Annotated in this window: 8 protein-coding genes and 1 pseudogene; 6 read left to right on the plus strand and 3 right to left on the minus strand. The window is 41.9% G+C overall.

Annotated elements, in window-relative coordinates; translation table 11 throughout:
- Positions 1–374: 374 nt before the first annotated feature.
- The 3 genes and pseudogenes from P1X15_RS32680 to P1X15_RS32010 all read left to right on the plus strand — a co-directional run.
- Positions 375–458: pseudogene (locus P1X15_RS32680) on the plus strand (DUF5916 domain-containing protein); the annotation flags it as partial.
- A 338-nt stretch (positions 459–796) separates the two neighbouring features.
- Positions 797–3,037 (plus strand): DUF2961 domain-containing protein, encoded by a 2,241-nt coding sequence (locus tag P1X15_RS32005; protein WP_277342181.1) that lies wholly within the window; start codon positions 797–799, stop codon positions 3,035–3,037.
- A 155-nt stretch (positions 3,038–3,192) separates the two neighbouring features.
- The gene (locus P1X15_RS32010; RefSeq protein ID WP_277342182.1) at positions 3,193–3,573 is read left to right on the plus strand and encodes a hypothetical protein; all 381 of its coding nucleotides are present in this window, start codon (positions 3,193–3,195) and stop codon (positions 3,571–3,573) included.
- 82 nt (positions 3,574–3,655) lie between these two features.
- Here P1X15_RS32010 and P1X15_RS32015 read toward each other — a convergent pair whose 3' ends face one another.
- The 3 genes from P1X15_RS32015 to P1X15_RS32025 all read right to left on the minus strand — a co-directional run bounded on the left by P1X15_RS32015 (position 3,656) and on the right by P1X15_RS32025 (position 9,308).
- The gene (locus P1X15_RS32015; protein ID WP_277342183.1) at positions 3,656–4,372 is read right to left on the minus strand and encodes an outer membrane lipoprotein-sorting protein; all 717 of its coding nucleotides are present in this window, start codon (positions 4,370–4,372) and stop codon (positions 3,656–3,658) included.
- A 50-nt stretch (positions 4,373–4,422) separates the two neighbouring features.
- Positions 4,423–6,978 carry an outer membrane beta-barrel family protein gene (locus P1X15_RS32020; protein WP_277342184.1) on the minus strand — a complete coding sequence of 852 codons (2,556 nt, stop codon included), beginning with the start codon at positions 6,976–6,978 and terminating at the stop codon, positions 4,423–4,425.
- A gap of 212 nt (positions 6,979–7,190) precedes the next feature.
- Positions 7,191–9,308, minus strand: a complete 2,118-nt coding sequence (locus P1X15_RS32025; protein ID WP_277342185.1) for a M3 family metallopeptidase — start codon at positions 9,306–9,308, stop codon at positions 7,191–7,193.
- A gap of 220 nt (positions 9,309–9,528) precedes the next feature.
- On the opposite strand from P1X15_RS32025, the gene P1X15_RS32030 reads away from it, so the two are divergent.
- The 3 genes from P1X15_RS32030 (at position 9,529) to P1X15_RS32040 (ending at position 12,733) form a co-directional block, all read left to right on the plus strand.
- Positions 9,529–10,098 carry an XRE family transcriptional regulator gene (locus tag P1X15_RS32030; RefSeq protein ID WP_277342186.1) on the plus strand — a complete coding sequence of 190 codons (570 nt, stop codon included), beginning with the start codon at positions 9,529–9,531 and terminating at the stop codon, positions 10,096–10,098.
- Between the two features lie 12 nt (positions 10,099–10,110).
- Positions 10,111–11,073, plus strand: coding sequence for a metallophosphoesterase (locus P1X15_RS32035; protein WP_277342187.1), 963 nt, complete (start codon positions 10,111–10,113; stop codon positions 11,071–11,073).
- A 499-nt stretch (positions 11,074–11,572) separates the two neighbouring features.
- Entirely contained in the window at positions 11,573–12,733 is a 1,161-nt protein-coding gene (locus tag P1X15_RS32040) for a TonB-dependent receptor plug domain-containing protein (RefSeq protein WP_277342188.1), read from the plus strand.
- Positions 12,734–12,837 lie beyond the last annotated feature (104 nt).

Consider the following 12,837-nt stretch of genomic DNA (forward strand, 5'->3'; position numbering starts at 1 on the left):
TCTTCCTTGAAGCGCTCGAAATTAAAGGATTCGTCAGTTTTCATTGTGTCTATAAGTTAAAACTAAGTTACTTATTTTCCCCCTTTGATTCAATTTGGGGTGACACAGTTTAGTTTACAATCTCGATAACCTAGTTTTTTGCCGATAGAAACAGATGGACGTCGCCTTTTAGTTGATATTTCAGGCAACGAAAAGACATCTTCATCCCCCCTTAAACTCGTCCTTATCAATACTCACCCTTCCTCCTTCAAGTCCAAACGGGGCATTGGCATGAACGATTATATCCAAATCATTCTTATCATGACAAGCTCAATTGTTTTGAATATTTCTTAACACCTTAAGCGAACGTCCAAAACTGGAGACTCAATGTCACCCTCCAAGCCGACCAAAACAACAATATTTCGGTAAAAGTGATTTACTTTTTGGATTATTTGCAGCTGAAGCGAAAAAATCATTAGCCTAAACGAGATTTGATTCAGTCCACTCATAATCAGATATTTACCAATGGTAACATTCGAAATAAGTGTTTAAGATTAAAAACCCTATATTTGATTAAACAAAATCCACAACTAAAATGACTGCTGCCTTAATTATTTCAGGAATCGTATTGCTTTGGTACGTTACGAGAGAAAGTCAAAAAAATAAGCCGAACTGGGCACAAGCCTTGAATTCAACATTTTTTTGGCCACTCCCTGTACTTTTCAAGGTATTTTCCGAAAAGAAAAAATAAACCAAAAACCCTAGAAAAATACGGCGTTAGAAGCTTTTAAAGAAAACATTCTTTTCTTTAGCTAAGATGAAACGCCGTTTGTTTTTCCAACTCTTGGGGAGCTTCTCTCTCTTTTTTACTTTGTCCTCACTCAGGGCGCAGCAATTACCCACAATTCCCGTGGGCCTAGATGCTTACAAACAATGGGACCAATGGCCAACCCAACGGCTGGGCGTTCGGGCGTATATGCGCTCTACCTACGACCGCACGGGAGGAAATGAGTCGGCCGATGCTTCTCATTTTTTATTTGCCAATGGCGAAAATGAGAACGTTACGCTTGATGTGAAAGGCAAAGGCGTGCTGTATTTTTTTCGGGCTAATCACTGGCACGGAAGCCCTTGGCATTTTATGGTCGATGGCGTTGACCACCTTGTGAGCGAAACAGGTACAAGCGAACCCACAGTAGCCAAAAGAAAGTTTAAAGCCTCAAATTTTATTCCTGAAACCACCTATCCCCGTCCGCTCAACTGGACATGGGAGGTCACCAAAGGAGCTGATTTGATATGGACGCCCATGCCTTTTGAGCAGTCTATGCGTATTGCTTATTCCAGAACCCGCTATGGGACAGGCTATTACATCTATCACCTCTACGCCAATGAATCGCAACTTTCTCGCCCCATACAGTCGTTTTTGCTTCGTCACGCGCCCGAAAAAGAGGTGTTGAATTTATTGGAACGGGCTGGAACGGACATTGCCCCGCAAGACATCGTAAAAAAAACAGGTACGCTTCGGCTTGACAACGAAAAAGTGGTATTGGCCGATATTCAAGCTTCCAGTCCGCAACAAATTCGCGCCCTAAAAATAACCTTACCGCTGGAATCAGCCTTTGATTTGGAGCGCATTCGCTTAGTCGCGACTTGGGACGGCGCCAAGCATCCGTCCATTGATGCACCATTGTGCCTTTTCTTCGGGGCGGGAACGTTTTATAATCGCGAACAACAGGAATATTTAGTCAAAGGGCTTCCTGTTAGTATCCGCTTTGATTATCCCAACAAAAAAATTGAATTGGGTTGCTATTTCCCTATGCCATTTTTTCAATCTGCTCGCATTGAGTTGACAGGAATTACCCCGAAAAACACCTCTATCGACTATGAGCTTCGCTATGAACCCCTAAAAACTACCCCCGAACACAGTAGCTATTTTCACTCTACCTACAAAGACATTCCATTGCCCGAACCTGGGAAAGATTTGGTGTACCTAGATACCAAAGGCATAGAAGGGCACGAAGAATGGTCGGGAAGTTTTGTGGGAAATTCGTTTGTGTTTTCGCACAATGGTAACTTGGCTACGCTCGAAGGCGACCCACGGTTTTATTTTGACGATAGTCGGAGCCCCCAAGCATACGGTACTGGCACCGAAGAATGGGGTGGTGGCGGCGATTACTGGGGCGGACTCAACATGACCTTGCCGTTGGCGGGGCACCCCTGTGGCGCGGTTAGTAAAGAAACAGCTAAACACGAAAAAGACCTGATTGAATCCGCCTATCGGTTTTTGTTGGCCGATTTGATGCCTTTTGGCAAACGGGCCGTCATTCAGTTTGAACACGGGGGCGAAAATCTGTATCCCGAGCACTACGAAGCGGTTTGTTATTGGTATGGCCTTCCTAAACCTTCTTTGGTACTGACAGACGAGCTCAATGTAGGAAACCTGACCAGTGAAAAAATGCACAGCTACGTTTCGTCCGAGGCTTCGGCAGTTTATCCACTGACCTCACGATTCGAGGCAGGCATCGACGTATTTCCTGACAAGCCGTGGCGCATCGATGTGTCGGCGATTGAAGGCTATTCGGCCTTGATGGGCAAAGAGATTTATCCCGAAGAAACCTTGGAGGGGCGTTATACCCAAGGCACCTCGGAATTTACGATTAAGCTTGCCCCCACGAATCAAGGAATTTTGCTTCGTCGAACGCTGGATTATAGTTTTCCCAATCAAACTGCCGAAGTATTTATCGCCGAGGAAGCCGATGCGAAAAAAGGGAAATGGAGCCGAGCGGGAGTTTGGTATTTAGCTGGAGCCAATACCTGTATGTATTCCGACCCAGGAGGGGAGCTTGACCCGCGTTTTTTGAAAGCTCAAACCTCCAATCGGCAGCTACGAGAAGATGAATTTTTGGTGCCCGCCCAATTGACAAAAGATAAATCTAAACTAAGGGTGAAGATAAAATTTATTCCAAATCATCAGGAGTTGTTTCCTGGTACACCATTTCCAACCCAAAGTGCATGGAGTGAGTTGGGTTATAAAGTGTATAGCTATGTGTTGCCCAAATAGTTTCATTGTTCATTCATCGGTTTGTTTTTGGTAGCCATCGATTCTAAGTGTCGATTGGTAGATTGGGCTTATTCCTCCATTAAACGTTGTGATAAAATGAGCCTCTAACCATCGTAAACCAATTAATTACGACACATTTTAAAACAACAGCAACCATGAAAAAGACCATCTTAGCCATCGCCACTTTAGCCATTTTGAGCATCGCCAATGTCAACGCTCAGCGCGGTTCTTATCAAGTTCCTTCGGCTCCACAGATCAACAATCCTCGTCTAGATAATAAGCTTGAAGAACTTAGCATCAATCATCTGGACAACATCGTCAAACTGAGCCGCAAACAAGAAAACGAAATCAAGAGAATCGAAAATCAATATGACCGCCTCTTGAAAGGACGCCGCCTTAGCAGCCGTGACATAGAGCGCCTGCAAAATGAAAAACAAAAAGATATTTGGTCAGTCTTAACTCCTGCACAGCGCGAACGTTTGGTAGCTTATCAGCACTCACGCAAATTTGACCGTAATCCGTACCGCAGAGGATAAGTTTTTGACAATAAAAGCCACGAAAATAAATACAAAAACAGCTCCCTGAGGGAGCTGTTTTTGTATGAAAAAAGAGAGATAATTATTTAGTAGGCTTCTTAAAAATCGCCTCATCTACGGGAGTATTAACTGCGATTTTGTTGGTAGTAAAAGCCAAATTTCCCATTTGATTGCTCATTTCAAGCATGTAAGGATATTTTACCCCTTCTACATCTTTGTAGTCTGAAAATTCAATTTCTGCGTTTTGTCCCTGAGCCACTACGGTTATTTTACTCACTAAAAAAGTCGAGGCATCTACGTATTCATCGTGACTTTGGCCATCGCTGCTAGTCACTTTTAAATGATATACGTCTTTTTTATTCAACTTTTCTGTGCCAACAAGCTCAATAGTGTTTCCTTTTTCTTTATAATTTACCAAAGCCCCAAAGGGATCAAGTTGGCTAGCTTGTTGTTTCACTTGATCGGCTGGCATATCTTCTGGCTCGCCAGTGCCTCCCATCATTGCAGGACGAATCATCCAGCCCGATTTAATATCTGATACTTGAATCATAGAATTTCCCATAACAGTCGACTCGGATCTCAGCACCTTACCCACTACCATAGTGGTTTTATTGGGAATTTCCATACTTTGTACCGAAAGTGTTCTTTCGATAATCAGCGTATTTACGCCTTTTAGTTTATCGGCACCACCCAAAGCAGCAACGTGTTTATCCACAATTTCATCCACAGTTTGGGCATAAGCACCTACTGATACAAAAGCAACGAAAGCTGCGGCCAAAAATTTGTTAGTTTTCATCATGTTTTAGTTATGGTTATTGTATTTTTTTAGTAGTCAATTATCAATAAGATTTAGTTGCGCTGCTGTGCACCTCCTGTTGGAGCGCCGGTTCCACCTTGTCCACTGTTTTCAGATTTTACGTCATCATTATTGACCGAACGTGCTTTCTTTTTCGGGGCGTCGGTGGTCATTTTTCCAATTTTGTAAGTGAATGTTAGACGTACACCTCGGTTATAAAGAAATACATCACTGATTTGGCTGAATTGTGGTGAAGTAAGTTTGCTATGAATATTGAATCGACGGCTGAAGAAGTTTTCTCCCGCCAACCCAAGGCTTCCTTTTTTGTTTTTGAAATCTTTCTTGATTCCGACTGTATAAAAGGCAAATCCGCCTTGCATTCCTTGTAGCTGTACTTGATTGCCTTGTAAAAACCCAAAGGCTTGCGCTCCCCAACCATTTTTGAAAGTAGCTTGCGAAAACATCCCACCACTCACGTTCATCCCCGAGTTGGTAAATTCTTGCGAAACTCCATTTTCACCCAAAGCTTGGCCCGTAAGTCTGCTATAGAAAATATTAGAGAAAATACCGATGTTGATTTTGGAAGTAACTGCGATGTTGGTAAATATGTTAGCACCATAGGCATGTTGACGACCAATGTTTTCGTAAGTTGTCACGATAGCACCTGCGAGTGTATCAGAAGGCTGACGTACTTGGGTGATGGCGTTGTTGGTAATACGACCAAAAAACGTAGCGTTTACGAATGCTTTCTTGATGGTTCGGCTAAGCCCTAACTCAAAGTTATTGGTCAACTCTGGACGAAGGGTAGGGTTACCAATTGTGATGTTTTGAGGGTTAGCAGCGTTGAAGTTGGGGTTCAACTGCTGAAGCCCCGGACGCTGGATACGACGATTGTAGCCAAGCTTGAAAGTTGTTCCTTTAAAGGTCTTAGAAGCATTGATGCTAGGCACCAAAACACCGTAGTTAGCGATTCCCAACACGCCGTTTTCGCGGGTACTGGCATCGATAAAGGTATGCTCATATCGCAAACCACCTTTGAAAGTATAGCGTTTTTTGGTAGTGTAAGTATAAGAACTATAACCCGCTGCGATATTTTGGTGATAGAGCAATTCGCCCGATGGTTGGCCTGCTTCGATGGTATAATCTCCTGTGGCACCTGCTCTCAAATAGCGATAGTTGCTGTTTACCTCTCTAAAAATCCCTTTGGCCCCAAACTCAATCATTTGGTTTTTCTTGATGGGCGTTTGATAATCGGTTTGTAGCGTAAACTCCTGATTCACATTACCATTGAGATTGCGCTGACGACTTGTCAAAGCTCCTTCTCCATTTAGTAGATTAGCATCAAAATTGTTGGTGAGGTCGTTGCGGCTATACAGGGTTGAGATACTCCATTCTTGCTGAGGCTTTTTGTAAGTATGCAAATAATCTACGTTGATATCTACCGTTCCTGAAAGGTTTTTGGCTTCTACGTCACGACTAGAGGTAGCTCCTGTTACGCCATTTGTAATGAGTCGAGTGATAAGGTCTTGTTGATTAATAAAATTCCGAACCCCATAACGCACACCAGCCGTGAGGCTTTGATTTTTGGCCAAATCATAATCAAAACCTAAGTTGTATTGCCCAAAGAGCATTCTGCTGCTACCATCGCCTGTCTGTTGAGTGGTAGTCGTAATATTGTTGGCAGTGCTAGTTTGTTCAAGACTTGTTTTAGTAATCATATTGTAATTGGCACGTCCAAAACCACCTAAAGTAAATCCAGCTTTTCCTTTACGATAGCTCCCATTGAGTGACAAAGACGACCCACGGTTTCCAACGCCTGCATCTACATTTAGATTAAGCCCTTGAAGGCTGTTCTTTTTGGTGATGATGTTGATAATCCCTCCTGAGCCTTCAGCGTCATATTTGGCGGAGGGGCTAGTAATTACTTCTACTGTCTTGATTTGGTCGGCAGGAATCTGCTTCAAGGCATCTGCTACGCTACTGGCGATGATAGTACTAGGCTTGTTGTTGATCAACACCCGAATATTCTGACTACCACGTAGCGACACATTTCCGTCCAAATCTACGGTAAGCAAAGGCACTTTACGAAGTACATCCGTAGCATCTCCGCCTTTGGAGGCGATGTCTTTTTCGGCGTTGTAAACAAGTCTATCTACTTTTTCTTCGATAAGTGCGGCTTGCCCTGTTACCACTACTTCATTGAGAGTCTGCACATTAGGTGTAAGCTTAATCACTCCTAAGTCAAGGTCTTGTCCTTTTGCTAAAGAGATATTGTCGATAGTTTTGTTTTGATAACCCAAAAACGAAATCAGCATTTTGTAATCTCCTGCCACGATTTTGTTAAGGACAAACTTACCTTTTTCATCCGCAACGGTACCGTCCACTGCTTTTCCTGTAGCTTTATTGTAAAGAGCCACACTGGCAAACTCAACGGCTTTGGTAGCAGCCGAATCAATCACAAATCCTGTAATTTTTGAATTTCCTTTGGGTGTTTGATCAGTGGCTGTACCTGGGATAGGTTTTGAGGCTGGTGCTCCACCAACTGGAAATTGAGCGGAGACTGTACCAATCGTGAAGAATGTAATGGCGAGAAGTAAAGTTTTTTTCATGGTCTTGATTTTAACAACACAAAGTTGGCGAGTCATCAAGCAGTCTGCAAAAGAAATAGGATAAACTCCCTAATCCGACGGATGGAGATGGGTTTTTAGATGATAGAATTTTCTAAAGAAGGATAAACTCCGCCGTGGATTTGATTAAAATGGAGTCAAACAAAAAGCGACTAATGATTGAACATTAGCCGCTTTTTGTTGAAGAGTATTAGTTAATTTACCTCTTTTAGCAGTCCTCTGCGACGCAAAAGAGGCTTAATGTCAGGCTCGGCCCCTCTAAACTTCCGATAGAGAGTCATAGGCTCGTCGGTGCCGCCACGTTCGAGCACATTTTTACGGAAAGATTGGGCCGAATTTTGGTCAAAAAGTCCTTTTTCCTTAAATACCTCAAAGGCGTCGGCATCCAATACCGCCGACCAAATATAACTATAGTACCCTGCCGAATACCCTCCTGCAAAGATGTGCTGGAAATAAGTAGTACGATAACGAGGCGGAATCTGCGAAATCAAACCTATTTTGTCCATTGATGCTTTTTCAAAAGCAAGTACGTCGGTGGGTGTTTGACCAGGTTTCAGGGTATGATAGCTCATATCCAACAACGATGCTGCTAAATACTCACTCGTCGCAAAACCCTGATTGAAAAGGCTGCTTTTTTTCATTTTTTCAATCAATGCGTCAGGAATCACTTCGCCTGTTTGATAATGTTTGGCATATAACTTTAGCATTTCAGGCTCAGTCGACCAGTTTTCCATGATTTGCGAAGGCAACTCCACAAAATCACGCGGTACAGAGGTACCTGCCAGACTTCCATAATTCACGTTGGATAGTAATCCATGCAAGGCATGACCAAATTCATGGAAAAAGGTACGGGTTTCGTCCAAGCTCAATAGGGCAGGGGCATTGCCTGCTGGACGTGAGAAATTACAAACAATTGATACCACAGGTGCTACTCGTTTGCCATTTTCCATTTTTTGCTCACGGTAGCTTGTCATCCAAGCGCCACCGCGCTTGCTGGCACGCGGATGAAAATCCATGTACATTACACCTACATGCTGCCCATTGGCTTCTTTTACTTCATAGGCTGTTGCTTCTTCGTGATACACCGGAATATCAGTACGAGGCTCAAAGCTCAAACCATAAAGTTTTTTACAAAGTGTAAAGATACCCTGACGTACATTGTCCAGTGAAAAATAAGGACGAAGTTCTTCTTCGTCGAGGTCGTATTTTTGTTTGCGAAGTTTTTCGGCATAATATCTCCAATCCCAGCCTTCTAGTTTTTCGTTTTTGCCTTCTTTATCCATCAATGCTTGTAGCTCTGCCGCTTCTTGCTGGGTCACAGGCACCGTAGCCGTCCAAAGTTGATTCAACAATTCTTGCACTTTGGCGGGAGTTTTGGCCATACTTTCTTCCAGAACATAGGCGGCGTGGTTTTCATACCCCAACAAAGCTGCCTTTTCTGCGCGTAATGCTACGATTTTAGACATGATAGTTTTGTTGTCAAAGGCGTCGTTGTGATTACCTCTTTCAAGATATGCCTTGAAGATTTGCTCACGCAACGAACGGTTGTCGGCATATTGTAGAAAAGGCATGATACTTGGGTTTTGTAAAGTAAAAACCCATTTCCCTTCCATTTTGCGTTTTTTGGCATCAGCTGCTGCTGCCGCAATGAGCGATGAAGGCAAGCCACTGAGGTCTTCTTTTTTGTCAACTACGAGGGTATAATTATTGTTTTCGGCCAAAAGGTTTTGACCAAACTTCAAGGTCAACAATGATACTTCTTCGTTGATTTTGCGCAGGCGTTCTTGCTTATCTGTGGCCAATGCAGCGCCACTTCTTACAAACCCTTTATAGGTTTTTTCGAACAATTTTATCTGTTCTCCTGTCAATTTCAACTGAGCCCGTTGGTCATAAACGGCCTTCACTCGTTCAAACAACGCTTTGTTTAACTGAATATCGTCACGATGTTTGGAAAGTTGAGGAGACAATACCTGCGCAATTTTCTGGAGCGTTTCGTTGGTATTGGCACTGTTATAATTAAAAAATACAGTTCCAACACGATCCAATAAATCTCCGCTGTTTTCTAAAGCCAAAATCGTATTAGCAAAAGTGGGTTTTGATTTTTGAGCCGTAATCGCGGCAATTTCGGCAGCTTGCTGTTTCATCCCTTCAGTAAAAGCAGGCTCAAAATGCTCGGCTTTAATATCTGCAAAAGGCGGAACTCCAAAAGGAGTACTGTAAGCTTTAAAAAAAGGATTTTGCGCCATTGTAACCATTGAAATACAACAGGTTAGAAACACTCCAAGTAGTGTAGTATGAATTGTTTTTTTCATTGTACAAATGTTAATGAAGTTTTTAAAAGTTAGACCAAAGGTAGTAGCACTCTACCAAATTTACAATTCAGGCTATCACAGCATTTAGAAAAGAGCATTTAGGTAAGACACTCATAAAGTCAAAAAACCATGTTACCTTACCACACACCTATGCATTATTTGTATCTTTCGCCTCTTTTTTTGTGAATCAATTGCTACTACCTCTTTTTTTAGAGAACCTATGGATGGATTATTAATATTGGAAGTCGGACGAAGAATCAAACAAAATCGTATCGAAAAACGCCTTACCTTGCAAGAACTAGCCGACAAGTCGGGGGTAAGTAAAGGGCTTGTATCCCAAATCGAAAATGGACGAAGTATTCCTTCTCTTCCCGTCATGTTCAGTATCATCCAATCTCTTGAGGTAGAAGTCAGTGAGTTTTTTAAAGGATTGAATCTTTTGGAGCCTACCATTCTTATTCAACGTAAAGAGGATTATATACCTTTCGAAAAAGAGGATGCACAGGGTTTTAATTATCAGAGGGTCATTATGCGAAATCTCCCTGCAAGTACCGTAGATTTTGTTTTATTGGAACTCTCCCCTCATTGTTTTCGAGAAGAAGTGACAACCGACGCTTACGAATACATTTATATCATTAGCGGCCAAACCGATTATCTAATCAATGGGCAAGTTTTCCCTTTGAAAGAAGGAGACTCCGTATTTTTTGATGGTCGGCTTTCTCACGTCCCCAAAAACAACGCCGAAAGCCCCTGCAAAATGCTCGTTATCTATTTCTTTACCCAACATTAGTTTTTTGCTATCATGGACAGACGCCAATTTTGCCAAAATGCTTCACTTTTATCTTTCCTGAATTGGGTGGAAGTGTCTACACCTACTTCCAACAAGAAAATAGTAGCGCAAATAGGAATTTGCACGGATGTTCACCATGGGCTCATTCCCGATAGCGAAAGCCGACTAAGCTCTTTTATTGATGAAATGAATCGCCTCAAGCCAGATTTTATCATCCAACTTGGAGATTTTTGTTTTCCTAAAGAAAGTAGTCAATCCTTCATAAATATCTGGAAGGGCTTTAAGGGTGCAGCTTATCATGTCATTGGCAATCATGATACTGATGGCGGTTTTTCGCATCAACAAGTCGTGGATTTTTGGCAAATGCCCGCCCCTTACTATTCATTTGACAAAAACGATTTTCATTTTGTAGTACTCAATGGCAATGAAAAAAATCCTAACGGACAGCTCAAGGGTTATCCACGCTATGTCAGTAAAGCGCAGCGTCAATGGCTAAAACAGGATTTAGCAACTACACATCTCCCGGTTATCATTTTTTGTCATCAAGGGCTCGACAACGACAACAATGGTATCGAAAATGCCACCGCCGTGAAGCTCATCTTGGAAGAAGCTAATCAAAACGCAGGCTCCAATAAAGTAAAACTTGTTTTGAGCGGTCATCATCACCAAGATTATCACAATGTCATCAATGGCATTCATTATGTACAAATCAACAGTATGTCTTATTTTTGGGTAGGCGACAAAAACAAGTCGTCTGGCTATGATGCCGAAACCGAGAAAAAATTTCCCTATCTCAAATCCATGGCCGTCTATAAAGACCCCCTTTGGGCGAGGCTCATCATTTACTCAGATGGACACCTAGAAATTCAAGGAAAGAAATCTCAATTTTTGGGGGATTCTCCCGCTTCTATCGACGAAATTGCCTCGGAGGTGCCGTATGCTATCGTTCCCTACATTTCGAATCGAAAATTCTAAATCTTCGTTTTACTTTCTTGTTGTTTGGAGGTGTTGTTCTGTCAATGAACCCTACTTAGCCTCCTATTTTTTCAAAATAGGGTATAATCCAGTCTATTAAATAGACACCTCTAGCATCTATCTTTTTTTATATCTCTTCCACAACGTACATCCTTTCATTCCTTAGTATCCTAGTAAATGCCATTTTTTGACTCAAAAAATGCATTTGTAAGATGTTAGGTTAAACTATTTAAAAAAATTTAATAATTAATTAAACAATTGTTTAGAATATGTCAACATTTTTTTTAGATATTTGTAGGGTCTGAAGAACGTATGAATTTGGCAAGTAAAAACGACGAAATGTGTTTTTAACCAACGGCGCAAAACTAAACTTTTAGGTGGGGTGAAAGTGGATAGAGGCGATTTGTGGAGAATAAATTTTTATGATTATACGAAATACAAGATTATCATTCTAATAGGATTTCTGATTCATTAATTTAATATCTAAACTACTCAGGCTATGCTGATCCCTTTACTAAAGCGATTTTTTGTTTTGTCCTTTCGTCCATGTAGGTCTGTAGGATTACTAAAATTAATTTTGGGCTTATTATGGTTAAATTTAGCCACACTCCCCCTATTTGCCTCGCCCGAAAAAATCATTTCGGGAAACGTTTCAGATACTAAAGGACAACCTTTAGTAGGAGTTTCTGTCGTAATCAAAGGAAGTACAAAAGGCACTACTACAGATACGAAAGGAAACTTTTCACTTAATTCTGAAGAAGGACAAACCCTTACCTTTTCCTACATCGGTTATATTTCCAAAGAAATGAAGGTAGGAGCTACAAGCACATTTACTATCATTTTGGAAGAAGACACCAAGTACCTTTCAGAAGTATTGGTAGTAGGGTATGGCACTCAAAAAAAAGTAAACCTAACGGGGGCTGTTGATCAAATTGGGGGAGAAGTCCTCGAAAATCGTCCTATTACAAGGATTAGCCAAGCCCTGCAAGGAGCTGCCGGGAATCTCAACGTCACCACAAATACATCAGGAGGAGCCCCCAATGCTACACAATCTATCAACATTCGCGGTTTTACGGGCTTTGGTACCACGGGCAGTCCCTTGGTTGTGATTGACGGCGTACAGGGCGGAGATATTAACTCCCTCAACCCCAACGACATCGAAAATATAAGCATCCTGAAAGATGCGGCCTCATCGGCTATTTATGGCTCTAGCGCGCCTTATGGGGTGATTTTGATTACAACTAAACAAGGTAAAAAAGGGGGAAAGCCTAGCATTAGTTACAACAACAACTTCTCGATGGCGCAGCCTATCAACCTACCCCAAATGATCAACTCTCTTGATTTTGCGAAGCTCTACAACGAGGCTTTTGTAAATGCTGGTCGTGCAGAAGTATTTAACCCTGAAACTCTCGAAAGAATCAAAGCATATCAAGCTGGCACCATCACCAACGAGACCATTGCCAATCCCACGCCTGGAAGTAACGGCTGGAATACTTGGGCAGCTTCCAATGCCAACAATGACTGGTTTAAAATCTATTTCAGGGATTTTGCCCCTAGCCAACAGCATAATATAAGTGTCAATGGTGGCTCAGAAGGCTCCACCTATTATGTAGGATTAGGCTATAACCAAAGAGCTGTGTATCACCCTGAAATAGCTTGACAGATTTAGGATTCATTTTTGGTCACTGAAATAGTTTCTAAAATTGTACTTTTTGCTTTTTCTCACGTTTTGATGCTCTCCATCTTTTAGTTAATGGTCCCTTC

Source organism: Runella sp. MFBS21 (genome assembly GCF_029433105.1).
Taxonomy (GTDB): Bacteria; Bacteroidota; Bacteroidia; order Cytophagales; family Spirosomataceae; genus Runella.

Excerpts from the sequence above, each read along its gene's own strand:
- P1X15_RS32005 (WP_277342181.1), top strand. The coding sequence starts at position 797 with ATGAAACGCCGTTTGTTTTTCCAACTCTTGGGGAGCTTCTCTCTCTTT.
- P1X15_RS32010 (WP_277342182.1), top strand. The coding sequence starts at position 3,193 with ATGAAAAAGACCATCTTAGCCATCGCCACTTTAGCCATTTTGAGCATC.
- P1X15_RS32015 (WP_277342183.1), bottom strand. The coding sequence starts at position 4,372 with ATGATGAAAACTAACAAATTTTTGGCCGCAGCTTTCGTTGCTTTTGTA.
- P1X15_RS32020 (WP_277342184.1), bottom strand. The coding sequence starts at position 6,978 with ATGAAAAAAACTTTACTTCTCGCCATTACATTCTTCACGATTGGTACA.
- P1X15_RS32025 (WP_277342185.1), bottom strand. The coding sequence starts at position 9,308 with ATGAAAAAAACAATTCATACTACACTACTTGGAGTGTTTCTAACCTGT.
- P1X15_RS32030 (WP_277342186.1), top strand. The coding sequence starts at position 9,529 with ATGGATGGATTATTAATATTGGAAGTCGGACGAAGAATCAAACAAAAT.
- P1X15_RS32035 (WP_277342187.1), top strand. The coding sequence starts at position 10,111 with ATGGACAGACGCCAATTTTGCCAAAATGCTTCACTTTTATCTTTCCTG.
- P1X15_RS32040 (WP_277342188.1), top strand. The coding sequence starts at position 11,573 with ATGCTGATCCCTTTACTAAAGCGATTTTTTGTTTTGTCCTTTCGTCCA.